Raw genomic sequence first — 24002 nt, 5'->3', positions numbered from 1 at the left:
CTCTCCTGTTAGCGCTTTAGCGCCTGATGGATATCAGTCGCCAGCTTATCAATGTCGCTGTCTGCTAATGTTGACAGCGTAATGCGCAGGCCATGCGCAGGCGTATTGACGCCAAACACTTCGCCTTCACGTACCAGCCAGCCGGACTTTGCCAGCGCAAAAGCGATCGCCTGGCTGTTATCTTCTAGCGGCAGCCACAGATTAAGACCGTCGCTGTCGGGCAGCGTAATGCCATGAAGCCGCAGAGCCGCTGCCAGCTTTTGCTGCTGGGCGGCGTAAAACTGCTGAGTTTGCGCCAGCGTGTGTTGATAAGTCTCGTCACTCAGGCAGGCGCAGGCCAGATCCTGCAGCAGATGGCTGACCCACTGACTGCCGGCGTTGAGCCGTAAACGCAGTTTCGCGGAAGTGAGTGGATCGCTGGCAACGATGGCCAGGCGTAAATCCGGGCCTAAAGTTTTCGACATTGAGCGGACAATCGCCCAGTGCGTGGTTTCCTTCGCAATCACCGGATACCAACGGCATGCGGACAGCAGCGCAAAGTGGTCGTCGACGATCACCAGCGTCTGCGGATAGCGGGCCAGGATTTCCTGCAATTGCGCCGCGCGGGATGCGCTCAGGCTGCATCCTGTCGGATTATGGGCGCGCGGCGTCAGAATCACCGCCCGCGCGCCTTTCTGTAGCGCGATTTCCAGCATGTCTGGCTGCATGCCTTCGCTGTCAACGTTGACCGGACTGGCGGAGAATCCGGCATAACGCAGCATGTTGATGCTGCTCAAAAAGCATGGATCTTCTACCACAACGCTGTCGCCAGGCAGTAAATGGGCGCACAGTAGGCGCTCAATGGCATCAATGGCGCCGCTGGTGATATCAATTTCTCCCGTGGCTGGCATCGCATCTTGCATCCATTGCGCGGCCCACGCCTTAAGGCCGGGTGATACAGCGGCATCACCGTACAAACGAGGATTCTTATTTATTTGCGCGAAATAACGGCTGAGATCGGGAAGACGCGCGGGGGCTGGATTACCGCCGGAAAGATCGATAAGCGCGGTATCCGGATTGCCGCCTTCCAGCGCAACGGGGGCTGAAATCCCCTTGATTACCGTGCCGTTACGTCCCTGGCTTTGTGCCAGCCCGGAGGTGACCAGGCGTTTATAAGCCGCCGCGACAGTATTACGGTTAACGTTCAATGCTGTTGCCAGTTCACGCACCGGCGGCAACGTTTCTCCTGCCGCCAACGTGCCTGTAGCGACATGTTGACGAATACTGTCAAAAATTTCGTTAGCGGTTTTTCCGTCGATCATTATTGACCTATGACAAAATGAATTTTAGCATATGACGATAATAGTGAGGCGTAAGCCCGCTGTCCAGCGAGAGGAGAAATTTATGGAGCAGGGGAGTGATATTCAGTCAGTGCTCTTCGGCGACAAGCATCGGGCGTTACAGACCGATATCGTCGCCGTCCAGTCACAGGTGGTCTATGGCAGCGTAGGCAACAGCATCGCCGTTCCAGCCATTAAAGCGCAGGGATTACGCGTGACGGCAGTGCCAACGGTGCTGTTCAGTAATACCCCGCATTATGAAACATTTTACGGCGGCGTTATTCCAGCCGACTGGTTTAGCGGGTATCTCCGCGCCTTGAATGAGCGTGATGCTTTACGCGAGCTGAAGGCGGTGACGACAGGCTATATGGGCAGTGCAGAGCAAATCGCTCTGTTAGCACAGTGGCTGGAAACGGTGCGGGCTACGCATCCGACAGTGTGCATTTTGGTCGACCCGGTGATTGGCGATACGGACAGCGGTATGTATGTAAAAGCTGAAATTCCGCAGGCCTACCGTCAGCACCTGCTACCGCTGGCTCAGGGACTGACGCCAAACGTGTTTGAACTGCAAATGCTGAGCGGAAAGCCGTGTCGTACGCTTGATGAAGCCATCACGGCGGCGCAATCGCTGCTTACCGAAACGCTGAAATGGGTGGTGATCACCAGCGCGCCGGGGGATAGCGAAGATATTATTAACGTGGCGGTAGTGACGGCTGAAACGGTTGAGGTGTTCGCTCATCCACGGGTTAAAACGGACCTGAAGGGAACTGGCGATCTGTTTTGTGCTGAGCTGGTGAGCGGTATTGTGCTGGGTAAAGCGCTGACAACCGCGACGCACGATGCAGCTCAGCGCGTACTGGAAGTGATGAAATGGACCAATCTGTGCGGTTGTGATGAGTTAATTCTGCCACCGGCAGGGGAGGCGCGATGAAGAGTTACCGGCTGGTGGTTCGCCAGAATGGGCGTATGGTTGGACATTTTGACACCAGCGGGGCAACGGCGCTGGAAGATATCTGTGTGGCGCGGGCCATGTTTGGCATCGCGGGTGGCTACAATTGTGAACTGTTAGTGGCGGATTCGGAGCGACGGATGCTGGAAAGCGGGCCGGAAGGGATGAAAATTCTGATGCGCGAGGCGTGTTACCGACCGGTCACCTCACAAATTTAGCGTTATCCGGCAGATTTTGAGGTCTGCCAGATAAAAAAAATGGCGCCATCAGGCGCCATTCTTCTCTGCAGCAAGAATTACTTCTTGATGCGGATAACCGGAGTTTCACCCACTGTCACGCTACCGGACAGTTTGATCAGCTCTTTGATTTCGTCCATGTTGGAGATAACAACCGGAGTCAGGGTAGACTTGGCTTTTTCTTCCAGCAGCGGCAGATCGAATTCAATAACCGGGTCGCCCACTTTAACGCGCTGACCTTCTTCAGCGATGCGCTTAAAGCCTTCGCCTTTCAGTTCAACGGTATCAATACCGAAGTGAACAAACAGCTCAATGCCGCTGTCGGATTCGATAGAGAAAGCGTGGTTGGTTTCAAAGATTTTGCCGATGGTGCCATCAACAGGGGCGACCATTTTGTTACCGGTTGGTTTGATAGCGATGCCATCACCAACGATTTTTTCAGCAAAAACTACATCCGGCACGTCTTCGATGTTGACGATCTCGCCAGAGAGCGGAGCAACAATCTCAATAGTTCCGGTGTCTTTCTTATCATCAGAAACCAGAGATTTCAGTTTATCGAACAAACCCATGATCTTCTCCTAAGCAGTAAATTGGGCCGCATCTCGTGGATTAGCAGATTGTTTTTTCTTCAATGAACTTGTTAACCAGCGTCATTAACTCGTCCGTTGTCGGTTGAGCAAGAGCCTGCTCTGCTAACACCTTCGCATCTTCGAAGTTCGTGTTACGGATAATCTTCTTAATGCGCGGGATAGAAATGGCGCTCATAGAGAATTCGTCCAGACCCATCCCCAGCAACAGAAGTGTAGCACGTTCGTCGCCTGCAAGCTCACCACACATGCCAGTCCATTTGCCTTCCGCATGAGAAGCATCAATAACTTGCTTGATCAGCGTCAGCACAGATGGCGACATCGGTTGGTAAAGGTGTGAAATCATATCATTACCACGGTCAACTGCCAGGGTGTACTGCGTTAAATCATTGGTGCCGATACTAAAGAAATCAACTTCTTTGGCTAAATGACGCGCAATTGTTGCCGCTGCCGGTGTTTCCACCATCACGCCAATCTCAATGCTTTCGTCAAATGCTTTACCTTCGTCGCGCAGTTCCTGTTTGTAGATTTCGATCTCTTTGCGTAGTGCGCGCACTTCTTCAACAGAGATGATCATTGGGAACATGATGCGCAGTTTGCCGAAAGCAGAGGCGCGTAGGATAGCGCGAACCTGATCCCGCAGGATCTCTTTACGATCCATGGCGATACGTACGGCACGCCAGCCCAGGAACGGGTTCTCTTCTTTCGGGAAGTTCATGTACGGCAGCTCTTTATCGCCGCCGATGTCCATGGTACGGACGATGACCGCCTGAGAGCCACAGGCTTCAGCAACGGCTTTATACGCAGCAAACTGTTCTTCTTCAGTCGGCAGCGATTCACGGTCCATGAACAGGAATTCGGTGCGGTACAGACCAACACCTTCGGCGCCATTACGCTCAGCGCCTTCAACGTCACGAACGGTACCGATGTTGGCGCAAACTTCTACCTGATGTCCGTCCAGCGTGATAGCCGGGAGATCTTTCAGCTTAGCGAGTTCCGCTTTTTCGGTAGCAACCTGCTCCTGAACGGCGCGCAGTTGCTCAATAACTTCATTGGTCGGATTGACGTAAACCTGGTTGTTTACGGCATCCAGAATCAGATAGTCGTCGTTTTTAACCTGAGAGGTGACGCTACCCGTACCTACGATGGCTGGCAGTTCCAGAGAACGCGCCATGATAGAAGTATGGGAAGTCCGTCCGCCCGCGTCGGTGATGAAACCCAGCACCTTGTTCAGGTTCAGCTGTGCGGTTTCTGACGGGGTCAGGTCTGCGGCTACCAGGATAACTTCTTCCTGAATAGCGCTCAGGTCGATAATAGCCAGACCCAGGATGTTACGCAGCAGGCGTTTACCGATGTCACGTACGTCAGCCGCACGTTCTTTCAGGTATTCATCATCCAGCTCTTCAAGGGCTGTGGCCTGACCTTCGATAACTTCATGCGCAGCTGCATCAGCCGTCATGTGCTTATCTTTAATCAGGGCTATGATTTCCTGCTCCAGCTCCTCATCTTCGAGCAGCATGATATGCCCTTCAAAGATGGCTTCTTTTTCTTCACCGAACGTTTCACCAGCTTTGGTTTTGATCGCTTCCAGTTGCGCAGATGCCTTGGCACGACCGCTCAGAAAACGTTCAACTTCCTGATCAACCTTGTCGGCAGAAATTTTTTTCCGGTCAATGACGATCTCGTCTTCTTTCAGCAACAATGCTTTACCGAAAGCGATACCCGGGGATGCTAAAATGCCTGAAATCATAACCCTACCTTACTTGTGACTGATATTTAAAAGAACTCGTTGAACTTACTCGAGTTCAGCCATCAGTTTAACCAGATGCTCAACTGCTTTCTGCTCGTCTTCACCTTCTGCGGACAGGGTGACAACGGTACCCTGAGTCAGGCCCAGAGTCTGCAGTTTAAACAGGCTTTTGGCGCTAGCGCTTTTGCCGTTGGAAGTCACAGTAATTTCAGAAGTAAAGCCTTTTGCTTCTTTAACAAACTGAGCAGCAGGGCGAGTATGCAGACCGTTCGGAGCGGTAATGGTAACTTCTTGCTGGAACATTATATTTCCCCAACTTATAGGTTTAGTGTTGTGGAACTAAAGTCTAGCCTGGCGGTTCAACTTTAGCCTGTATTGTTAGCATCGGCGTAAACTGGACGCGACACAAAAGGAGTTCGGTGCAATCCGTTGCTGGCAACTTCTTGCCGCTGACGTTTCGTTCGTCATTAAACATTATGCCGCGAAAGGAAGAGTTGAACCAAATCATAAAATCGATTCAGCTAGCGCTTTTCCTGTAACGATTAATTTCGCGCATCAAAATAATTAGTTTGGTTAAATACCAGTTCCGGCGGGTTGAATCAATGCCAGGAGGGTTGAAAATTTGAAGCAGGCCACAAAAAAGCACCCCAAAGGGTGCTTTTTTACGCGTTTTTAACATGCTGGCATTACTGTTGCAGTTCTTTCTCTGTGAAGAGATCGGCAAACAGTGCAGTGCTCAGATAACGCTCACCCGATGAGGGTAGGATAACCACAATATTCTTGTTGGTAAAGGATTCATCTTCCTGGAGCTTAAGCGCGGCAGCCACGGCTGCGCCAGAAGAGATCCCCGCCAGAATACCTTCTTCTTCCATCAGGCGGCGCGCGGTAGAAATAGCTTCATCATTGGTGATGGCAACGACTTTATCGATAAGCTTCAGATCAAGGTTGCCAGGAATGAAGCCCGCGCCAATACCCTGAATTTTATGCGGGCCAGGTTTGAGTTCTTCACCCGCCAATGCCTGGGCGATAACAGGGGAGTCAGTAGGTTCTACCGCGACGGTAATCAGATCGGTTTTGCCTTTAGTGCCTTTAATGTAACGGGTCACGCCAGTAAGCGTTCCGCCGGTGCCGACGCCGGAAATAAAGACATCAACCTGGCCATCGGTATCTTCCCAGATTTCCGGGCCGGTGGTTTTTTCGTGAATTTCCGGGTTCGCCGGGTTGCTGAACTGCTGCAGCAGCAGGAATTTTTCCGGATCGCTGGCTACGATTTCTTCCGCTTTCTGAATTGCGCCCTTCATACCTTTTGCGCCTTCAGTCAGCACCAGGTTCGCGCCCAGAGCTTTTAAAAGCTTGCGGCGCTCAATGCTCATGGTTTCCGGCATGGTCAGAGTCAGTTTGTAACCACGGGCGGCGGCAACGTAGGCCAGCGCAATCCCCGTGTTGCCGCTGGTCGGTTCTACCAGCTCAACGCCCGGTTTCAGTACACCACGTTTTTCGGCATCCCAAATCATATTGGCACCGATACGGCATTTGACGCTAAAGCTTGGGTTGCGTGATTCCACCTTCGCCAGAATGCGTCCGTTACCGATACGGTTCAGTCGAACCAGCGGCGTATGACCGATAGTCAGCGAGTTATCTTCAAAAATCTTACTCATGGCCTGTCCTTAACTGTATGAAATTGGGATACCGCTTCAGCATACCTGTTGAGAAAGTATGGGGAAGTAAGGAATTCGCATATCTATATGCTGATGAGAAATAATGCGTAGCAGTATGGAATAAGAGCGGGCATAAGCCAGCCCGCTTTTACACATTTTTGCATTACTTCCATAACGCATGCTTAGCACGATAGCAGTCTACCCACATCGCCGTGGCACCACAAACCGCTACCGGCATGATGAACAGATTGAGCACCGGAATCATGGTGAACAGGCTGGTCAATGCGCCAAACTGCATATTGGTCACCTTGCGCGTGCGCAGCGCGACGCGCATCTCCTTAAAAGGCACCTTATGGTTATCAAAAGGATAATCGCAGTACTGAATGGCCAGCATCCACGCGCTGAACAGGAACCACAGGACCGGGGCGACGGTCTGCCCAATGCCTGGAATAAAATAGAGGATCAGCAACACGAAGGCGCGCGGGAGATACCACGCCAGCTTTTGCCATTCGCGTTTCATAATGCGCGGAACGTCTTTCATAATGCCGAGAATACCGGTGTCGGGCGGTGTTGCGCCCGTTAAGCGCGCTTCCAGCTGTTCAGCCAGCAGACCGTTAAACGGTGCGGCGATCCAGTTGGCGATAGTGGAGAACAGGTAGCCGAACACCAACAGCACGGAAATAGTCACAATCGGCCACAGCAAATAGCTGAGCCACTGAAGCCAGTCAGGGACGTGACTCATCAGCGCGGGAACCCAGTTACCGAGTTGTGTAAATAACCACCAGAATGCGCCGCCCATCAGCAGGATATTCACCAGCAAAGGCAGAATAACAAAACGACGAATGCCCGGTTGGGTGATGAGCTTCCATCCCTGAGAAAAGTAATAAAGGCCGCTGCGAGGTACAACTGCAGATGATGAAACCATGGTCAGGACGTACTCCTTGTTATATAAGCTCTGGTAAACTGTGCGTATCTTACCGGGTTGTTGAGCGTTAAGCTGTTCGGAAATGTTCGAAAAAACAGCAAAAAGCACAATTTTGTTCATCTTTATGCCGTGAAAGCCAAGAGTACACTTGCACTTGGCGTAATCGACAAATACTCTTAGTGAGTAAATGTTTGCCGTGGTGGCAAGGTGTTAGAACAACAGAGAATATAATGATGCAGGATTTGCGTCTGATATTAATCATTGTTGGCGCGATCGCCATAATCGCTTTACTGGTACATGGTTTTTGGACTAGCCGTAAAGAGCGGTCTTCTATATTCCGCGATCGCCCACTGAAACGCATGAAGTCTAAACGTGAAGACGAGGATTCGTTCGACGACAACGTCGAGGAAGACGAAGGCGTGGGCGAAGTTCGCGTTCATCGTGTGAATCATGCTCCCGGTAATGCGCAGGAACATGGTGTTCCTCCTCAGTCGCCGCAACACCAGTACCAGCCGCCTTATGCGTCTGCTCAGCCGCGTCAGCCTGCGCAGCAGCCTGCACAAGCGCCGGTACCGCCGCCGCATGTTCAGCAGCCGCAGCAGCCTGTACAACCGCAGCAGCCGGTGCAACATCAGCCTGTTCAGCAGCCACCTGTGCAGCAACCTGTTGCCCCGCAGGTTCAGCAACCTGCTCAGCAAGCACCGCAACCTGCGCCGCAGACCTTCCAGCCAGCAGAGCCTGTCGTTGAACATCAACCGCAGCCCGAGCCGGTAGTAGAAGAAGCGCCTGTTGCTGAAAAACCGCAGCGTAAAGAAGCGGTCATCATTATGAACGTTGCGGCTCATCATGGTAGCGAGCTCAACGGGGAAGTGCTGCTCAACAGCATTCAGCAGGCCGGTTTCAAATTTGGCGATATGAATATTTTCCATCGTCATTTGAGCCCGGATGGCAGCGGTCCGTCGCTGTTCAGCCTTGCTAATATGGTTAATCCGGGAACGTTTGACCCAGAAATGACGGGCGACTTCAGCACCCCTGGTGTGACTATTTTTATGCAGGTTCCGTCCTACGGGGACGAGCTGCAAAACTTTAAGCTGATGCTGCAGTCTGCACAGCACATTGCCGATGAAGTGGGTGGTGTGGTGCTCGACGATCAACGTCGCATGATGACGCCGCAGAAACTGCGCGAGTATCAGGACCGCATCCGCGAAGTTAAAGAATCTCGCGCCTGATTTTCCTCTGGCGTGACATTTCCTTTCTAAACCCCCGCCTGTCGGGGGTTTTTTATCATTGATGGTGCGATATGGAATCAATCGAACAACAACTGACAGAACTGCGAACCACGCTTCGCCATCATGAGTATCTCTACCATGTGATGGACGCGCCGGAAATTCCCGATGCGGAATACGATCGCCTGATGCGCGAACTGCGCGAACTGGAAGCGCAGCATCCGGACCTTGTTACCCCCGACTCGCCAACCCAACGCGTTGGCGCCGCGCCGTTAACCGCGTTCAGCCAGATTCGCCATGAAGTGCCGATGCTGTCGCTGGATAACGTGTTTGATGAAGAGAGTTTTCTCGCTTTCAACAAGCGCGTGCAGGACAGGCTAAAGAGTACCGATAAACTGACCTGGTGCTGTGAACTGAAACTGGACGGCCTGGCGGTGAGTATCCTGTATGAAAACGGTGTGCTGGTCAGCGCTGCAACGCGTGGTGATGGCACCACGGGTGAGGATATTACCTCTAACGTGCGCACCATTCGCGCGATCCCGTTAAAACTGCGTGGCGAAAACATCCCTTCACGTCTGGAAGTGCGCGGTGAAGTGTTCCTGCCGCAGGCCGGATTTGAAAAAATTAACGAAGAGGCCCGCCGCACTGGCAACAAAGTGTTTGCTAACCCGCGTAACGCAGCGGCCGGTTCATTGCGCCAGCTCGATCCGCGTATCACAGCGAAGCGACCGCTTACTTTCTTCTGCTATGGCGTTGGTGTGTTGGAAGGCGGCACGCTGCCAGATACCCATCTGGGCCGCCTGCTGCAATTTAAAGAGTGGGGCCTACCGGTAAGCGACAGAGTGGCGCTTTGCGACTCCCCGGAGGAAGTACTTGCTTACTATCACAAGGTTGAAGAAGACCGACCAACGCTGGGATTTGATATCGATGGCGTGGTGATCAAAGTCAACTCTATGGCGTTGCAGGAGCAACTGGGCTTTGTTGCCCGCGCGCCGCGCTGGGCTGTGGCCTTTAAGTTCCCGGCGCAGGAGCAGATGACTTTCGTACGCGATGTTGAGTTTCAGGTTGGACGTACCGGGGCGATTACGCCCGTCGCCCGCCTTGAGCCGGTCCAGGTTGCCGGGGTGCTGGTCAGTAACGCAACGCTGCATAACGCTGATGAAATCGAGCGTCTGGGGTTGCGTATTGGCGATAAAGTCGTCATTCGCCGTGCGGGCGATGTCATCCCGCAGGTGGTGAACGTCGTGCTTTCTGAACGCCCGGAAGATACCCGCGAAATTGTGTTTCCAGCGCATTGTCCGGTTTGTAACTCTGATGTTGAACGTGTGGAAGGCGAAGCGGTCACTCGCTGCACCGGCGGTTTAATCTGTGGAGCACAGCGTAAGGAATCGCTGAAACACTTTGTTTCCCGCCGCGCGCTCGATGTTGACGGTATGGGCGACAAAATTATCGATCAACTGGTCGAGAAAGAGTATGTCCACACGCCGGCGGATCTTTTCACCCTGACCGCCGGTAAACTGACGGGGCTTGATCGTATGGGGCCGAAGTCGGCGCAAAACGTGGTCAACGCGCTGGAAAAAGCGAAAGAAACCACGTTTGCTCGTTTCCTCTATGCGCTAGGCATTCGTGAAGTCGGCGAAGCCACGGCTGCAGGTCTGGCGGCGTATTTTGGCACGCTCGACGCGCTGGAAGCCGCTTCCATTGAAGAGCTGCAAAAAGTGCCGGATGTCGGCATTGTGGTGGCGACGCACGTGTTTAATTTCTTCGCCGAAGAGAGCAACCGCGAGGTAATTGTTCAACTGCTGGCGCAGGGGATCCACTGGCCAGCGCCGGTGGTCATTAACGCTGAAGAAATCGACAGCCCCTTCGCAGGTAAAACAGTGGTGCTGACCGGGAGCCTGAGCCTGATGTCGCGCGATGACGCCAAAGCGAGACTGACCGAGTTAGGTGCAAAAGTGGCCGGTAGCGTGTCGAAGAAAACCGATCTGGTGATTGCCGGTGAAGCGGCGGGTTCGAAACTGGCAAAAGCACAGGAACTGGGTATTGCCGTGATCGATGAAGCTGAAATGATCCGCTTACTGGGTGCCTGAGATGGAAAAAGAGCAGCTGGTTGACATCGCTAATACTGTGATGCCCTTTGGCAAATATAAGGGGCGTCGGTTGATTGATGTCCCGGAAGAGTATCTGCTGTGGTTTGCCCGTAAGGATGAATTCCCGCCGGGCAAGCTTGGCGAGCTGATGCAAATCACGCTGCTGATTAAAACTGAGGGGCTGACGCAACTGGTGCAGCCCCTGAAACGTCCTCTTTAAGCCTTCGCGGCGCGGCTTTTCTGTTGCGCCTGCAATGCGTCCGTCTGTTGCTTGTAGCGACGCGCCAGCACGGCGCACACCATTAGCTGTATTTGATGGAAGATCATCAACGGCAGCACCATCATCCCAATCACCGAAGTCGGGAACAAAATATTTGCCATTGGGATCCCGTTCGCCAGGCTCTTTTTCGAACCGCAGAATACAATGGTGATTTCATCAGCTTTGTTAAAGCCGCATTTGCGCGCAACAAAGACATTTATGCCAATCACGATTGCCAGCAGTATGATGCTGACCACCACGATAAACAGCAGTGAACCCACCCCCACTTTGTGCCAGATCCCGTTAACGACGGCTTCACTGAAGGCGGAGTACACCACCAGCAAAATAGAGGATTGATCCGTTTTCGCGATCCATTTTTTATGTCGAGAAACCCAGTTTCCAATCCACGGACGTGAAAGGTGACCCAGCACGAACGGCAGCAGCAGCTGCAACATGATTTTTCCCACCTGCTCCAGGCTGCCTTCTGCGCCGTGCATATTCATCACCAGCCCTACCAGCAGCGGCGAGAGAAAAATACCCAGCAGACTGGAGGCCGAAGCAGAACAAACTGCGGCGGCAACGTTACCGCCCGCCAGCGACGTAAAAGCGATGGCTGACTGCACAGTGGCAGGCAAAATACACAGGTACAGGAAACCGGTGTACAGCATCGGGTCAACGTTGACCGGCGCCCACCAGGCGAACAGAACGCCCAAAACCGGGAAGACAACAAACGTGCTGCACATCACCCACAGATGCAAACGCCAGTGGCTACCACCAGCAATAATGGCTTCACGCGAGAGTTTCGCCCCGTGCATAAAAAACAGCAGGGCAATGGCGGCGGTGGTTAAGCCTTCAAAGAAAGGCACAAAACCACCTTCGGCCGGGAAAAAGGACGCCAGCAAAACAACGGTAATCAGCGTTATCGTGAACGGATCAAGAATACGAAAAAGTTTCATAAAGACTCCTGAAATTCGGTAGTAACATTTTGCTTTTTTCCGTTTGAGAAATAAAATTGATTTATTGCATCCATATATGAATCGAATAGATGAATTACTCTCTGCGTCAGTTGCGTATCTTTGTCACCGTCGCTCAGGCCAAAAGCTTTAGCCGGGCGGGGGATATCATCGGCTTAAGCCAGTCGGCAGTCAGCCATAGTGTCAAAGAGCTGGAAGGGCAGACGGGTGTGCGGTTATTGGACAGAACGACGCGGGAAGTGGTGCTGACGGAGGCCGGACACCAGTTGGCGGCGCGGCTGGAACGTATTCTGGATGAATTGCACAGCACGCTGCGCGAAGCCGGACAGGTAGGAACGCAGTTAACCGGCACGGTGCGGGTTGCCGCCAGCCAGACGATCTCTGCTCATCTTATTCCGCAGTGTATTGCCCAGAGTAATCAGCTTTATCCGGCTATCGATTTTGTGCTGCACGACCGGCCACAGCAATGGGTGCTGGAGAGTATTCGCCAGGGAGAAGTGGATTTTGGCATTGTGATTGATCCCGGCGCAGTCACCGATTTGCAGTGTGAAGCCGTGCTGTCCGAACCGTTCCTGCTGCTGTGTCGCCAGGATCATCCGTTAGCCCAACGAGAGTGGGTGAACTGGCAGGATTTGTATCACGAACGCCTGGTGCTACAGGATTATGCTTCCGGTAGTCGACCGCTGATCGACGCTGCGCTGGCCCATTTTTCTATTGATGCCAATATCGTTCAGGAGATTGGCCATCCCGCCACGCTGTTTCCGATGGTTGAGGCGGGGATTGGCATCAGCGTGCTGCCCGCGCTGGCGCTCCCCTTACCGCAGGGCAGTCACTTGCAGGTTAAGCGCCTGACGCCGGTTGTTGAACGGCAACTGATGCTGGCCCGACGTAAAAACCGCTCTTTATCAACCGCTGCTCAGGCGCTGTGGGATGTGGTGCGTATGCAGGCCAGTGAATTAACCGCAGCCCGCGCCCGCGATCCGTTGTATCAGTTATGATTCTCTCCCCGGCTGGAGTAATGCGTTAAAACAAGTACTTAAGAGAATAAATAATACCGTCCTGCAGGAATGATTCACCCAGTTTATTATCAGCGTAACGATACTGAATTCCAGCGGTCAGATGCGGCGTCGCGTTCCACCAGAATGCGACAGCACCGTTGATTCCATCCCTACCGCCATTACCAGCAGCGTAGGTTGCATCGCGGTCAAATTCGTATTCGTTCCAGTTCGTCACACTGAATTTCTCACTGCCCAGCAGAAAGCTATATCCGGCCACCCAGCCCATGACATAACCATTATCCCCGGTGTAATAGGTCTGATCGGTATAACGTTTGGCAAAAAAGGGTTTAAACCAGTACCCATTGCCGGTGAAGTTATAACCTAACCCATACAGAAACATATCATCATGGAAGTTAGCGTGATTCGGTGAACCGTAAGTCCCGTAAGCATGGAGGTAGAGGTTTAATCCTGTATCACCGAGATAGATACGGTTGGTATTTTTGAAAGTATAACGCTGTTCGCTGCCGGGTTTAGCGTGACGGCCATTGTAGAAATTCTCCCAATCGAAGAAGCCGTACATTTCTCCCCAGCTAAAGTTCGCTCCGCCTTCAAGCTCCAGATACCCAAAGTCATCTTTATGGGATTTTTTACTGGTTTTTTCTGTAGTTTCTGATGTCCAGTCGAGATAATGCAGGCCGATATCGGCGAATCCACTTTTAAATTCCGCATGGGATAACGCGGGAATAATGAGTAAAGAAGAGAGTGTCAGAGTAAGGTTTTTTTTCATAGCATATTTCCCTATGCCAATAGTTATTAATGGTTTAATTAAAAATAAGTAATTTATAAAAATGAAAGCGTCATGTTTTTAATATGAAGAGCAGATAACCACCAATACTTTTTTGTCTCTTCATTAATACAGAAGCGATCTAAATCTATCGATATCAAATGACTATTGATGGCACGTGAAAAGTGTATTGGTCAGTGCAGGGCGAAGGTCGTTATAAAAAAGGAGTCAAATTTAACCCGATAGAACAAGGATACTTATGTCTCACGATTTTTTTTCTCATAATCCTGAATATTGTGTTGATGTTATTCGTGCACACACACCGGAGTTTACCCCGCGAGTCGCGTTTATTTTGGGTTCCGGCCTGGGGGCGCTGGCGGAGCAAATTGAAAATGCGGTCGCTATCTCTTATGAAAAACTTCCTGGTTTTCCTGTGAGCACCGTTCACGGTCATGCAGGAGAACTGGTACTCGGGCATCTGGCGGGCATTCCTGTTGCGTGTATGAAAGGGCGTGGCCATTTTTATGAAGGTCGGGGTATGTCGGTTATGACCGATGCCATTCGCACTCTGAAATTACTGGGCTGTGAAGTGTTGTTCTGTACCAATGCGGCAGGATCTCTGCGTCCGGAAGTTGGTCCAGGAAGTCTGGTGGCGTTACGCGATCATATTAACACCATGCCGGGCACGCCGATGGTCGGCGCGAATGATGATCGTTTTGGCGATCGCTTCTTCTCTCTGGCAAATGCTTACAATGCAGATTACCGCGCCATTCTTCAGACCGTTGCGACTGAGGAGGGATTCCCCCTCACCGAAGGCGTATTTGTTTCTTATCCGGGACCGAACTTCGAAACCGCGGCAGAAATACGCATGATGCAGATTATTGGCGGCGATGTGGTCGGAATGTCAGTGGTACCGGAAGTCATTACCGCTCGTCATTGTGGCCTCAGCGTGGTTGCCGTCTCTGCGATCACCAATCTGGCGGAAGGGTTAGGAGATGTAAAACTGTCCCATGCGCAAACGCTGGCTGCGGCTGAACTTTCCCGTCAGAACTTTATTAATCTGATTTGCGGCTTTTTACGCAAGCTGGCCTAAAAACACGATAGCAAAGGCTCCTTTTGGGAGCCTTATCTCACGGCAAGGAATAAAAAATGGGTATTACGTCCCGCTTAAAAATCATGTCGTTTTTGCAATATTTTATCTGGGGTAGCTGGCTGGTTACCCTGGGTTCTTACATGATTAACACTCTACACTTTACCGGTGCAAATGTGGGTATGGTATACAGCTCGAAAGGGCTGGCAGCGATTATTATGCCTGGCATTATGGGGATTATCGCTGACAAATGGCTGCGTGCCGAACGCGCTTATATGTTGTCCCACCTGGTCTGCGCTGGCGTGTTGCTGTATGCCACCACTGTTACCGATTCTGATACCATGTTCTGGGTGATGTTAGTTAACGCGATGGCCTATATGCCGACGATTGCGTTATCGAACAGTGTTTCCTATTCCTGTCTGGCGAAAGCGGGTCAGGATCCTGTGACGGCATTTCCACCCGTACGTGTTTTTGGCACGATAGGTTTTATTGTGGCCATGTGGACGGTGAGCCTGATGGGCCTGGAGCTCAGCAACGCGCAATTGTATATCGCCTCCGGTGCGTCGTTGCTGCTCGCGCTTTATGCACTGACGTTGCCGAAAATTCCTGTTGCGCAGAAAAAAGAATCTGCCACGCTTGCCAGTAAACTGGGGCTGGATGCGTTTGTGCTGTTTAAGAACCCGCGTATGGCAATCTTTTTTCTGTTTGCCATGATGCTGGGGGCAGTGCTGCAAATAACCAATGTCTTTGGTAATCCGTTCCTGCATGATTTTGCCCGTAATCCTGAGTTTGCTGACAGCTTTGTCGTGAAGTATCCCTCCATTTTGCTGTCTGTTTCTCAGATGGCGGAAGTGGGCTTTATCCTCACTATTCCATTCTTCCTTAAACGCTTTGGCATTAAAACGGTGATGCTGATGAGCATGCTGGCGTGGACGCTGCGCTTTGGCTTCTTTGCCTTCGGCGATCCGTCTCCGTTCGGTTTTGTGCTGCTGCTGATGTCGATGATCGTTTACGGTTGCGCGTTCGATTTCTTTAACATTTCCGGGTCAGTATTTGTCGAGCAGGAAGTTGATTCAAGCATTCGTGCCAGCGCTCAGGGGCTGTTTATGACGATGGTTAACGGTGTTGGTGCGTGGATTGGATCAATTTTAAGTGGCATTGCTGTGGATTATTTTTCTATAGATGGCGTTAAAGACTGGCAAACCATCTGGCTGGTGTTTGCCGCGTATGCGCTGGCGCTGGCTGTTGTCTTTGCATTGTTCTTTAAGTATCAGCACCAGCCAGACAAATTGTCGACCAAATCATTGGCTCATTAAATTTATTTAACTGGCGAGGGGATTCTCGCCAGTTCATTTCAAAACAAGGATTCCACGTGAAAGAGATCATTCTTTCCTCAGGCATTGGGTTTGGCATTGGCGCATTATTTACTTTATGCCGTATACCTATTCCTGCACCAAATGTTTTGCCCGGGGTTTTATCTATTGTTTTTATGTATATTGGGTATCTTGTCGTTAAATCTATTTTTTACTAAGCAATGTGGTAGATTCCAGACGTTATCCCTTATTCCTGGAGTGCAGCAGAGATGGAACGAGCCCACCGAATCGATCTGAAGTTATTGCGTTATTTTCTCGCTGTTGCAGAAGAATTGCATTTTGGCCGGGCTGCTGCCCGGTTAAATATGTCACAACCTCCCTTGAGTATTCATATCAAAGAACTTGAACAGCAACTTGGCACCTTGTTGTTTATTCGCCATTCCCGCAGCGTTGCGTTAACCCATGCAGGAAAAATTCTGATGGAGGAGTCGCGTCGTTTGTTAGCCAGTGCAAATCAGGCTATGGCGAGAGTGGAGCAGATTGGTCGCGGCGAAGCGGGGCGTATTGAGCTGGGTGTGGTGGGGACGGCGCTGTGGGGAAGAATGCGTCCTGCAATGCACCACTTTTTGAAAGCAAACCCCAATGTTGAGGTACTGTTTCGCGAAAAATCACCAGGCATGCAAATGGCGCTGTTAGAGCGTCGGGAGCTTGATGCAGGGATCTGGCGCATGGCTATTGAACCAGCCGTTGGTTTTACCAGCCTACGTCTCCATGAATCTTCATTTATGGTTGCAGTACCGGAAGATCACGTACTGGCCTCAAGGGATGCTGTTTCGCTGGCGGCGCTGCGCAACGAATATTTTGTCACGCTTCCTTCCGTACATTCCGATTGGGGCTTTTTACAACGTGTATGCCAGCAGGCGGGCTTCTCGCCAATGATAATTCGTGAAGTTGTTGAGCCCCAGACAGTACTGGCGATGATCAGTATGGGAATCGGGATAACGTTGATGGCTGATGGTTATGCGCAAATGAACTGGCCCGGCGTGGTGTTCCGGCCGTTAGAGGAACGGATTCCGGCGGATTTGTATATTGTCTATGACCAACAACAGGCCACGCCAGCGTTAACGAAGCTGATTGATGCGTTGGTGGGGTAATAAGCATTGCAGGATGTGCAGCGCATCAGGAAAGCTGGTTCTAATCTTGTGAATCGCAGATAGCAAAAAGGCGCCTTTAGGGCGCCTTTTTACATTGGTGGGTCGTGCAGGATGACTCGCTTCGCTCGCCCTTCGGGCCGTCGCCGTAAACGGCTCCGTTGTCTCACTGCGTTCGACTCGACCTGCTGCAGGTTCGAATCTTATAAATTGCAGATAGCAAAAAGGCGCCTTTAGGGCGCCTTTTTACATTGGTGGGTCGTGCAGGATTCGAACCTGCGACCAATTGATTAAAAGTCAACTGCTCTACCAACTGAGCTAACGACCCGAAGTGGTGGGTGATGACGGGATCGAACCGCCGACCCCCTCCTTGTAAGGGAGGTGCTCTCCCAGCTGAGCTAATCACCCACTTCGGTACTTCACATTTTAACAAGAAATCCAGCTGGCGAGAAAGTGGTGGGTGATGACGGGATCGAACCGCCGACCCCCTCCTTGTAAGGGAGGTGCTCTCCCAGCTGAGCTAATCACCCACTTCTCAATTTCTTGTTTTACACGGCGGAGACTACATAAAGTAGTTGGTGGGTGATGACGGGTTCGAACCGCCGACCCCCTCCTTGTAAGGGAGGTGCTCTCCCAGCTGAGCTAATCACCCCCGCTGTGTGGAGTCGCATTATAGGGAGAGTTGAAAATGAGTCAACGCATTTTCTAAAGAAATTGTTCGTTCGTCGTAAATTTAAACAAAACGATCGCAAAACAATCCGTGCGGCATGATTTGTATACGAAAATGGCAAAGCGTAATGTTCCAACCTGAACAACATTGAGGAATCAGACCACGGTGATAGAATACGAGCCTGATAATCTTCCCTGGATTTGCCGGTTGTCGGCATCTTTATAAACGTAAGGCCATTTCATGAAAATCAAAACTCGCTTCGCGCCAAGCCCGACAGGCTACCTGCACGTCGGCGGTGCGCGTACTGCTCTTTATTCCTGGCTTTTTGCACGCAACCATGGCGGTGAGTTTGTGCTGCGTATTGAAGACACCGATCTCGAACGCTCCACTCCGGAAGCTATTGAAGCCATTATGGATGGCATGAACTGGCTGAATCTGGAATGGGATGAAGGCCCGTACTTCCAGACCAAACGTTTTGATCGCTACAACGCGGTGATTGATGAAATGCTGGAAGCAGGCACCGCATATAAATGCTACTGCTCTAAAGAGCGTCTGGACGCGCTGCGCGAAGAGCAGATGGCGAACGGTGAGAAGCCGCGTTACGACGGCCGCTGCCGCCACGGCCACGAGCATCATGCCGCTGATGAACCTTGCGTGGTACGTTTTGCCAACCCGCAGGACGGTTCCGTTATTTTTGACGACCAGATCCGTGGGCCGATCGAATTCAGCAACCAGGAGCTGGATGATTTGATCATTCGCCGTACCGACGGTTCCCCGACCTACAACTTCTGCGTTGTTGTCGACGACTGGGATATGGAAATCACCCACGTTATTCGTGGTGAAGACCATATCAACAACACTCCGCGTCAGATCAATATCCTGAAAGCGCTGAACGCGCCGGTGCCAGTTTACGCACACGTATCAATGATCAACGGTGACGATGGTAAAAAACTCTCCAAACGTCACGGTGCGGTCAGCGTTATGCAATACCGCGACGACGGTTACCTGCCGGAAGCGCTGCTGAACTATCTGGTGCGTCTGGGCTGGTCCAGTGGCGATCAGGAAATTTTCACCCGTGAAGAGATGATCAAACTGTTCTCCCTTGGTGCGGTGAGCAAGTCTGCGAGTGCGTTTAACACCGAAAAACTGCAGTGGCTGAACCATCACTATATTAATGCGCTGGCACCGGAATATGTAGCAACCCATCTGCAGTGGCATATTGAGCAGGAAAATATCGATACCCGCGTAGGCCCGCAGCTGTCAGAGCTGGTTAAACTGCTCGGTGAGCGCTGCAAAACGCTGAAAGAGATGGCGCAGAGCTGCCGCTACTTCTACGAAGACTTTGCCGAGTTCGACGCTGATGCAGCGAAGAAACACCTGCGCCCGGTTGCGCGTCAGCCGCTGGAAGTGGTTCGCGACAAGCTGGCTGCGATTAGCGAGTGGACGGCAGAAAACGTGCACCATGCGATTCAGGCAACGGCTGATGAACTGGAAGTTGGCATGGGTAAAGTCGGGATGCCGCTGCGCGTAGCCGTTACCGGCGCGGGTCAGTCCCCAGCGTTAGACGTTACGGTGCATGCGATTGGTAAATCCCGCAGCATTGAGCGTATTAATAAAGCGCTGGCGTTTATTGCTGAGCGTGAAAGCCAGCAATAAGACTGATTGACCGATGAAACAACGGCAGGAGCGTATCCTGCCGTTTTTTTTGCCTGTTATTCAGATTCATCAATACCCAAACGAGTAAGAAAAGTGCGAATACCTTCGCGTGAAATATACATCGCCAGCTTTTCTTGTTCCGTTGGGGACATGTTGTCCAGTGCGCTAATTATCTGGCGGCACGCGTGGCTGCGTACTACGTGGGTGTATTCTGCCAGCGGTTCTTCAGCCTGATAAACTTCAGGGACTTTGCGAAAAGCGGGAATATTGAGCAGAAACGCGCGGACGCTGGAGTCAATATGAATCAGTCTTGCACGACCACCTTTAACGCCGGGAAACTTTTCGGTAGTCCAGTTTTGTTCTCTGATCCAACGATTGACGGTTTGTTTGGCAACCCCGAGACATTCCGCCAGCTCTTCGGTCGTCATTTTGCTGCGTAATTTTTTCATATTATTTGTTTTCGCGGATCCCTAAACGCTGTAATAAACCCGTAATGCCTTCACGCAGGATCAGTGAGGTAAACATTTTCTGTTCTGTCGGCGTCATTTCTTTAGCGAGCCTAATCAGCAGCGCTTCAACAGAGGTATCGCCGGATAACGATAAGTTATCTGATAAACCTTCGGCTGAACGCTCAGCGCTGCGAATGTATTCACGAACTTGTTCGGTGACGTGAACCAGCCGGGCTTTACCGCCCTGAACGCCTGGTTTTGGTGATGTCGCCCAACCTTCTTTGCGTACCCATTTATTGATGGTCTGTCGGCTGTATCCGGTCAGATTAGCAAGTTCTTCTGGCGTCATCCGTTCCTTGAACATAACGATTCCCTGAATAGTCGTGGGGTTAATTAGTGGTTCATTTTATAGCACCATTTTAGTAGAAACCGTGACGCGTTTAACTACTGAATGCGAGTTGTTACGCAATGTTCTTCATTTGACTGCTTTTTCAGCGATTGAATTCTATGAGTTAATTTTGCCGTTGACACACGCGAAGGGAATTCATATGATGCCGCCCGTCAACTCGACAAGCTTTACGTAATGGGGCTATAGCTCAGCTGGGAGAGCGCTTGCATGGCATGCAAGAGGTCAGCGGTTCGATCCCGCTTAGCTCCACCAAATTTAATCCCAATGAATTTGGTACGTACGTAAAAGCATCGTGGGGCTATAGCTCAGCTGGGAGAGCGCTTGCATGGCATGCAAGAGGTCAGCGGTTCGATCCCGCTTAGCTCCACCAAATTTAATCCCAATGAATTTGGTACGTACGTAAAAGCATCGTGGGGCTATAGCTCAGCTGGGAGAGCGCTTGCATGGCATGCAAGAGGTCAGCGGTTCGATCCCGCTTAGCTCCACCAAAATTTAAACCCTCGCTGAAAAGCGGGGGTTTTTTGTTTCTGCATCCTGCCAGTTCTTACTCTTTATCTCTTTGGTTTGCTGAATCGCAGGCATAAAAAAACCGGGGAGAGTATGAATCTCCCCGGTCTTATCACTGCGACGTTGTCTTACGCTTACAGCACCAGTGCGGCGATAGATGCGGACAGTACGCTCACCAGCGTAGAGCCGTACACCAGCTTCAGACCAAAGCGAGAAACCACGTTACCTTGCTCTTCGTTCAGGCCTTTAATCGCACCAGCGATAATACCGATGGAAGAGAAGTTAGCGAAGGAAACCAGGAACACGGACAGGATGCCTTCTGCGCGCGGGGAGAGCGTAGCGGCGATTTTCTGCAGATCCATCATCGCAACGAATTCGTTGGAAACCAGTTTAGTTGCCATGATACTGCCCACCTGCAGCGCTTCGCTGGACGGCACACCCATTACCCATGCAACCGGGTAGAAGATGTAACCCAGGATGCCCTGGAAAGAGATGCTGTAGCCAAACCAACCGGTCACGGTGGCGAACAGGGCGTTCAGGGCAGCGATCAGTGCGATGAAACCAATCAGCATCGCCGCAACGATAATTGCCACTTTGAAACCAGCCAGAATGTATTCACCCAGCATTTCGAAGAAACTCTGGCCTTCGTGCAGGTTAGACATCTGGATATTTTCTTCGCTGGCATCAACGCGGTAAGGGTTGATCAGCGACAGCACGATAAAGGTGCTGAACATGTTCAGAACCAGCGCCGCAACCACGTATTTCGGCTCAAGCATGGTCATGTACGCGCCGACGATAGACATGGAAACGGTCGACATTGCCGTTGCAGCCATGGTGTACATACGGTTGCGAGACATTTTGCCGAGAATATCTTTATAGGCGATAAAGTTCTCGGACTGACCCAGGATCAGAGAGCTGACGGCGTTGAAGGATTCCAGTTTGCCCATACCGTTTACTTTGGATAACAGGAAACCAATCGCGCGGATGATTACCGGCAGTACGCGGATATGCTGCAAAATACCGATCAGGGCGGAGATGAAGACGATCGGGCAAAGCACTTTCAGGAAGAAGAATGCCAGGCCTTTATCGTTCATGCTACCGAAGACAAAGTTAGTCCCTTCATTAGCAAACCCGAGCAGTTTCTCAAACATCTCGGAGAAGCCTCTCACGAAGCCCAGACCGACATCAGAGTTCAGGAAGAACCATGCCAGTAACACTTCGATAACAAGCAATTGAATAACATAACGAATGCGGATTTTTTTACGGTCACTGCTTACCAGCAGTGCGAGTACCGCAACCACGGCAAGGGCCAGGACAAAATGAAGAACGCGGTCCATATTTGCTCCAAATATGAGGCAGGTTTAGTTTTCGTGCACATTCTATGTAACAACCATAAAGAAAACGAGATCAAACACACACTATAATAAGGACCTGTGACGAGATTCAAAATTAGTGATCGGTGATACACTTCCGTTATGTTTAGTATGGAAGTGAAAAGTTATGTCATTGTGCTATTCTCATAACAATAATTAAACATCTCGCCGGTATTTCCAGAATCCTTATCGATCCATAGACAAACGCTATCAGAGAAATCAACGTCACCCATCAAAATGAATTTGATAATCATTCTCAGTAGGCGTAGCTTGAAACATAGCAAAGGCTATGTTTCTGAGGCACTAAAATGACTAACGATCGCGTTGAGAGTAGCAGTGGGCGGGCAGCGCGCAAGTTGAAGCTCGCATTAATGGGACCTGCGTTCATCGCGGCGATCGGTTATATCGATCCGGGTAACTTCGCCACCAATATCCAGGCAGGGGCCAGCTTTGGTTATCAATTGCTGTGGGTGGTGGTCTGGGCAAACCTGATGGCGATGCTAATTCAGGTGCTGTCGGCAAAACTCGGCATTGCTACGGGTAAAAACCTGGCGGAGCAAATTCGCGATCATTATCCTCGCCCGGTGGTGTGGTTCTACTGGGTGCAGGCAGAAATTATCGCTATGGCAACAGACCTTGCTGAGTTTATTGGCGCTGCGATTGGCTTCAAACTGATCCTCGGCGTTTCCTTATTGCAAGGGGCCGTACTCACCGGTATCGCGACGTTCTTAATTCTGATGCTGCAGCGTCGCGGTCAAAAACCGCTGGAAAAGGTGATTGGCGGCCTGCTGCTGTTTGTGGCCGCGGCTTACATTGTGGAGCTGGTTTTTTCCCAACCGAACTTCGCGCAGCTTAGTAAGGGAATGGTGATCCCAAGCCTGCCTAATTCCGAAGCGGTGTTCCTGGCCGCTGGGGTGCTCGGTGCGACTATCATGCCGCACGTCATTTATCTGCACTCTTCCTTAACTCAGCATTTGCACGGCGGAACACGCCAACAGCGCTATGCGGCCACTAAATGGGATGTGGCTATCGCCATGACGATTGCCGGATTTGTCAATCTGGCGATGATGGCGACGGCTGCCGCCGCATTTCATTTTAGCGGGCATACCGGTATTGCCGATCTCGATCAGGCGTATCTGACCCTTGAGCCGTTGTTGAGTCACGCTGCAGCGACGGTGTTTGGTCTAAGCCTGGTGGCTGCGGGACTCTCTTCTACCGTGGTCGGTACGCTGGCGGGGCAGGTGGTGATGCAAGGGTTTATCCGTTTTCACATTCCGCTATGGGTACGCCGTACCGTCACCATGATGCCATCATTTATTGTGATTCTAATGGGATTGGATCCGACCCGTATTCTGGTGATGAGTCAGGTGTTGCTCAGTTTTGGTATCGCGCTGGCGCTGGTGCCGCTACTGATCTTCACCAGCGACAGTAAGCTGATGGGGGATCTGGTCAATCGTCGTTGCGTTAAACAGATTGGCTGGGTCATTGTGATACTGGTCGTGGCGCTCAATCTCTGGCTACTGGCAGGCACGGCGATGGGGCTATAATCAACCGTGACTCGCGACGGGTCACGGTTTTAATTGAGCTTTTCCTCTATTATGTGCCCTGCATAATTAACTGGCAGGCGTT

General features: G+C 51.4%; 23 protein-coding genes, 7 tRNA genes and 1 other RNA gene. 15 read left to right on the top strand and 16 right to left on the bottom strand.

Going from position 1 to position 24002, the window contains the following annotated elements; genetic code table 11:
* Positions 1 to 8: 8 nt before the first annotated feature.
* On the bottom strand, positions 9 to 1301 hold the full coding sequence (gene ptsJ, locus WC7_RS09325; protein ID WP_016153928.1) for a MocR-like B6 salvage transcription factor PtsJ: 1293 nt from the start codon (positions 1299 to 1301) through the stop codon (positions 9 to 11).
* 82 nt (positions 1302 to 1383) lie between these two features.
* On the opposite strand from ptsJ, the gene pdxK reads away from it, so the two are divergent.
* Complete coding sequence (gene pdxK, locus WC7_RS09330; protein ID WP_016153927.1) at positions 1384 to 2250, top strand: pyridoxine/pyridoxal/pyridoxamine kinase; 867 nt, start codon at positions 1384 to 1386, stop codon at positions 2248 to 2250.
* Positions 2247 to 2486, top strand: coding sequence for a hypothetical protein (locus WC7_RS09335; protein WP_016153926.1), 240 nt, complete (start codon positions 2247 to 2249; stop codon positions 2484 to 2486). Before pdxK ends, WC7_RS09335 begins: the two co-directional genes overlap by 4 nt.
* Before the next feature lie 77 nt (positions 2487 to 2563).
* Here WC7_RS09335 and crr read toward each other — a convergent pair whose 3' ends face one another.
* The 5 genes from crr to cysZ form a co-directional block, all read right to left on the bottom strand.
* On the bottom strand, positions 2564 to 3073 hold the full coding sequence (gene crr / locus WC7_RS09340; protein WP_000522253.1) for a PTS glucose transporter subunit IIA: 510 nt from the start codon (positions 3071 to 3073) through the stop codon (positions 2564 to 2566).
* Between the two features lie 40 nt (positions 3074 to 3113).
* Positions 3114 to 4841: a phosphoenolpyruvate-protein phosphotransferase PtsI gene (gene ptsI / locus WC7_RS09345; protein WP_016153925.1), complete on the bottom strand. Its 1728-nt coding sequence runs from the start codon at positions 4839 to 4841 to the stop codon at positions 3114 to 3116.
* Positions 4842 to 4886: 45 nt separating this feature from the next.
* Positions 4887 to 5144, bottom strand: coding sequence for a phosphocarrier protein Hpr (gene ptsH / locus WC7_RS09350; RefSeq protein ID WP_002913505.1), 258 nt, complete (start codon positions 5142 to 5144; stop codon positions 4887 to 4889).
* Between the two features lie 383 nt (positions 5145 to 5527).
* On the bottom strand, positions 5528 to 6499 hold the full coding sequence (cysK, locus tag WC7_RS09355) for a cysteine synthase A (RefSeq protein ID WP_005121957.1): 972 nt from the start codon (positions 6497 to 6499) through the stop codon (positions 5528 to 5530).
* A 163-nt stretch (positions 6500 to 6662) separates the two neighbouring features.
* The gene (gene cysZ / locus WC7_RS09360; protein ID WP_016153924.1) at positions 6663 to 7424 is read right to left on the bottom strand and encodes a sulfate transporter CysZ; all 762 of its coding nucleotides are present in this window, start codon (positions 7422 to 7424) and stop codon (positions 6663 to 6665) included.
* A gap of 230 nt (positions 7425 to 7654) precedes the next feature.
* Here cysZ and zipA point away from each other — a divergent pair, with 230 nt between their 5' ends.
* The 3 genes from zipA (at position 7655) to WC7_RS09375 (ending at position 10960) form a co-directional block, all read left to right on the top strand.
* A complete protein-coding gene (zipA, locus tag WC7_RS09365) occupies positions 7655 to 8653 on the top strand; it encodes a cell division protein ZipA (RefSeq protein ID WP_016153923.1) in 999 nt (332 codons plus the stop codon).
* Positions 8654 to 8724: 71 nt separating this feature from the next.
* On the top strand, positions 8725 to 10740 hold the full coding sequence (gene ligA, locus WC7_RS09370) for an NAD-dependent DNA ligase LigA (RefSeq protein WP_016153922.1): 2016 nt from the start codon (positions 8725 to 8727) through the stop codon (positions 10738 to 10740).
* A 1-nt stretch (position 10741) separates the two neighbouring features.
* Positions 10742 to 10960 carry a DUF3820 family protein gene (locus tag WC7_RS09375; RefSeq protein ID WP_016153921.1) on the top strand — a complete coding sequence of 73 codons (219 nt, stop codon included), beginning with the start codon at positions 10742 to 10744 and terminating at the stop codon, positions 10958 to 10960.
* Here WC7_RS09375 and WC7_RS09380 read toward each other — a convergent pair.
* Entirely contained in the window at positions 10957 to 11955 is a 999-nt protein-coding gene (locus tag WC7_RS09380; protein ID WP_016153920.1) for a bile acid:sodium symporter family protein, read from the bottom strand. The two genes, WC7_RS09375 and WC7_RS09380, sit on opposite strands and share 4 nt — an antisense overlap.
* A gap of 89 nt (positions 11956 to 12044) precedes the next feature.
* Between WC7_RS09380 and WC7_RS09385 the strand changes: the two genes are divergently transcribed.
* On the top strand, positions 12045 to 12971 hold the full coding sequence (locus tag WC7_RS09385; protein WP_016153919.1) for a LysR family transcriptional regulator: 927 nt from the start codon (positions 12045 to 12047) through the stop codon (positions 12969 to 12971).
* A gap of 25 nt (positions 12972 to 12996) precedes the next feature.
* Here the strand turns inward: WC7_RS09385 and WC7_RS09390 are convergent, their stop codons facing one another.
* Positions 12997 to 13758: a nucleoside-specific channel-forming Tsx family protein gene (locus tag WC7_RS09390; RefSeq protein WP_016153918.1), complete on the bottom strand. Its 762-nt coding sequence runs from the start codon at positions 13756 to 13758 to the stop codon at positions 12997 to 12999.
* Between the two features lie 256 nt (positions 13759 to 14014).
* On the opposite strand from WC7_RS09390, the gene xapA reads away from it, so the two are divergent.
* The 4 genes from xapA to WC7_RS09405 are packed head-to-tail and all read left to right on the top strand — an operon-like array spanning position 14015 to position 17312.
* Entirely contained in the window at positions 14015 to 14848 is an 834-nt protein-coding gene (gene xapA / locus WC7_RS09395; protein ID WP_016153917.1) for a xanthosine phosphorylase, read from the top strand.
* Between the two features lie 56 nt (positions 14849 to 14904).
* Positions 14905 to 16161: a nucleoside permease gene (locus tag WC7_RS09400; protein WP_016153916.1), complete on the top strand. Its 1257-nt coding sequence runs from the start codon at positions 14905 to 14907 to the stop codon at positions 16159 to 16161.
* Positions 16162 to 16217: 56 nt separating this feature from the next.
* The gene (locus WC7_RS25740; RefSeq protein ID WP_003847305.1) at positions 16218 to 16376 is read left to right on the top strand and encodes a XapX domain-containing protein; all 159 of its coding nucleotides are present in this window, start codon (positions 16218 to 16220) and stop codon (positions 16374 to 16376) included.
* 51 nt (positions 16377 to 16427) lie between these two features.
* Positions 16428 to 17312, top strand: coding sequence for a LysR family transcriptional regulator (locus WC7_RS09405; RefSeq protein ID WP_016153915.1), 885 nt, complete (start codon positions 16428 to 16430; stop codon positions 17310 to 17312).
* Between the two features lie 95 nt (positions 17313 to 17407).
* Here the strand turns inward: WC7_RS09405 and WC7_RS25735 are convergent.
* From WC7_RS25735 to WC7_RS09425, 5 genes are all read right to left on the bottom strand, one after another.
* Positions 17408 to 17532: non-coding RNA, RtT sRNA (locus WC7_RS25735), on the bottom strand.
* Positions 17533 to 17561: 29 nt separating this feature from the next.
* Positions 17562 to 17637, bottom strand: a tRNA-Lys gene (locus tag WC7_RS09410).
* 4 nt (positions 17638 to 17641) lie between these two features.
* A tRNA-Val gene (locus WC7_RS09415) sits at positions 17642 to 17717 on the bottom strand.
* Positions 17718 to 17763: 46 nt separating this feature from the next.
* A tRNA-Val gene (locus WC7_RS09420) sits at positions 17764 to 17839 on the bottom strand.
* Positions 17840 to 17885: 46 nt separating this feature from the next.
* Positions 17886 to 17961: transfer RNA gene (locus tag WC7_RS09425), tRNA-Val, on the bottom strand.
* 258 nt (positions 17962 to 18219) lie between these two features.
* Between WC7_RS09425 and gltX the strand changes: the two genes are divergently transcribed.
* Positions 18220 to 19635 (top strand): glutamate--tRNA ligase, encoded by a 1416-nt coding sequence (gene gltX / locus WC7_RS09430; protein ID WP_005130009.1) that lies wholly within the window; start codon positions 18220 to 18222, stop codon positions 19633 to 19635.
* Between the two features lie 56 nt (positions 19636 to 19691).
* On the opposite strand, the gene WC7_RS09435 is transcribed toward gltX, so the two are convergent.
* Complete coding sequence (locus WC7_RS09435) at positions 19692 to 20084, bottom strand: MerR family transcriptional regulator (RefSeq protein WP_016153914.1); 393 nt, start codon at positions 20082 to 20084, stop codon at positions 19692 to 19694.
* Position 20085: 1 nt separating this feature from the next.
* Positions 20086 to 20448: a YfeC-like transcriptional regulator gene (locus WC7_RS09440; RefSeq protein ID WP_016153913.1), complete on the bottom strand. Its 363-nt coding sequence runs from the start codon at positions 20446 to 20448 to the stop codon at positions 20086 to 20088.
* A 221-nt stretch (positions 20449 to 20669) separates the two neighbouring features.
* Between WC7_RS09440 and WC7_RS09445 the strand changes: the two genes are divergently transcribed.
* The 3 genes from WC7_RS09445 (at position 20670) to WC7_RS09455 (ending at position 20981) form a co-directional block, all read left to right on the top strand.
* A tRNA-Ala gene (locus WC7_RS09445) sits at positions 20670 to 20745 on the top strand.
* Positions 20746 to 20787: 42 nt separating this feature from the next.
* Positions 20788 to 20863, top strand: a tRNA-Ala gene (locus WC7_RS09450).
* 42 nt (positions 20864 to 20905) lie between these two features.
* Positions 20906 to 20981 (top strand) — tRNA-Ala (locus WC7_RS09455).
* A 153-nt stretch (positions 20982 to 21134) separates the two neighbouring features.
* On the opposite strand, the gene nupC is transcribed toward WC7_RS09455, so the two are convergent.
* The gene (gene nupC / locus WC7_RS09460; protein WP_016153912.1) at positions 21135 to 22337 is read right to left on the bottom strand and encodes a nucleoside permease NupC; all 1203 of its coding nucleotides are present in this window, start codon (positions 22335 to 22337) and stop codon (positions 21135 to 21137) included.
* Positions 22338 to 22681: 344 nt separating this feature from the next.
* Here nupC and WC7_RS09465 point away from each other — a divergent pair, with 344 nt between their 5' ends.
* Entirely contained in the window at positions 22682 to 23920 is a 1239-nt protein-coding gene (locus WC7_RS09465) for an Nramp family divalent metal transporter (RefSeq protein WP_016153911.1), read from the top strand.
* The last annotated feature ends 82 nt before the right edge of the window (positions 23921 to 24002 follow it).

It is taken from the genome of Citrobacter sp. KTE151, from assembly GCF_000398845.1.
GTDB classification, from domain to species: domain Bacteria; phylum Pseudomonadota; class Gammaproteobacteria; order Enterobacterales; family Enterobacteriaceae; genus Citrobacter; species Citrobacter braakii.
This window is presented reverse-complemented; position numbering and strand designations above follow the sequence as displayed.

Excerpts from the sequence above, each read along its gene's own strand:
- WC7_RS09375 (WP_016153921.1), top strand. The coding sequence starts at position 10,742 with ATGGAAAAAGAGCAGCTGGTTGACATCGCTAATACTGTGATGCCCTTT.
- WC7_RS09400 (WP_016153916.1), top strand. The coding sequence starts at position 14,905 with ATGGGTATTACGTCCCGCTTAAAAATCATGTCGTTTTTGCAATATTTT.
- WC7_RS09440 (WP_016153913.1), bottom strand. The coding sequence starts at position 20,448 with ATGTTCAAGGAACGGATGACGCCAGAAGAACTTGCTAATCTGACCGGA.
- nupC (WP_016153912.1), bottom strand. The coding sequence starts at position 22,337 with ATGGACCGCGTTCTTCATTTTGTCCTGGCCCTTGCCGTGGTTGCGGTA.
- cysZ (WP_016153924.1), bottom strand. The coding sequence starts at position 7,424 with ATGGTTTCATCATCTGCAGTTGTACCTCGCAGCGGCCTTTATTACTTT.
- cysK (WP_005121957.1), bottom strand. The coding sequence starts at position 6,499 with ATGAGTAAGATTTTTGAAGATAACTCGCTGACTATCGGTCATACGCCG.
- pdxK (WP_016153927.1), top strand. The coding sequence starts at position 1,384 with ATGGAGCAGGGGAGTGATATTCAGTCAGTGCTCTTCGGCGACAAGCAT.
- crr (WP_000522253.1), bottom strand. The coding sequence starts at position 3,073 with ATGGGTTTGTTCGATAAACTGAAATCTCTGGTTTCTGATGATAAGAAA.
- zipA (WP_016153923.1), top strand. The coding sequence starts at position 7,655 with ATGATGCAGGATTTGCGTCTGATATTAATCATTGTTGGCGCGATCGCC.
- ligA (WP_016153922.1), top strand. The coding sequence starts at position 8,725 with ATGGAATCAATCGAACAACAACTGACAGAACTGCGAACCACGCTTCGC.
- WC7_RS09390 (WP_016153918.1), bottom strand. The coding sequence starts at position 13,758 with ATGAAAAAAAACCTTACTCTGACACTCTCTTCTTTACTCATTATTCCC.
- xapA (WP_016153917.1), top strand. The coding sequence starts at position 14,015 with ATGTCTCACGATTTTTTTTCTCATAATCCTGAATATTGTGTTGATGTT.
- WC7_RS09385 (WP_016153919.1), top strand. The coding sequence starts at position 12,045 with ATGAATTACTCTCTGCGTCAGTTGCGTATCTTTGTCACCGTCGCTCAG.
- WC7_RS09435 (WP_016153914.1), bottom strand. The coding sequence starts at position 20,084 with ATGAAAAAATTACGCAGCAAAATGACGACCGAAGAGCTGGCGGAATGT.
- ptsI (WP_016153925.1), bottom strand. The coding sequence starts at position 4,841 with ATGATTTCAGGCATTTTAGCATCCCCGGGTATCGCTTTCGGTAAAGCA.
- WC7_RS09405 (WP_016153915.1), top strand. The coding sequence starts at position 16,428 with ATGGAACGAGCCCACCGAATCGATCTGAAGTTATTGCGTTATTTTCTC.
- WC7_RS09380 (WP_016153920.1), bottom strand. The coding sequence starts at position 11,955 with ATGAAACTTTTTCGTATTCTTGATCCGTTCACGATAACGCTGATTACC.
- gltX (WP_005130009.1), top strand. The coding sequence starts at position 18,220 with ATGAAAATCAAAACTCGCTTCGCGCCAAGCCCGACAGGCTACCTGCAC.
- WC7_RS09465 (WP_016153911.1), top strand. The coding sequence starts at position 22,682 with ATGACTAACGATCGCGTTGAGAGTAGCAGTGGGCGGGCAGCGCGCAAG.
- ptsJ (WP_016153928.1), bottom strand. The coding sequence starts at position 1,301 with ATGATCGACGGAAAAACCGCTAACGAAATTTTTGACAGTATTCGTCAA.
- WC7_RS09335 (WP_016153926.1), top strand. The coding sequence starts at position 2,247 with ATGAAGAGTTACCGGCTGGTGGTTCGCCAGAATGGGCGTATGGTTGGA.
- ptsH (WP_002913505.1), bottom strand. The coding sequence starts at position 5,144 with ATGTTCCAGCAAGAAGTTACCATTACCGCTCCGAACGGTCTGCATACT.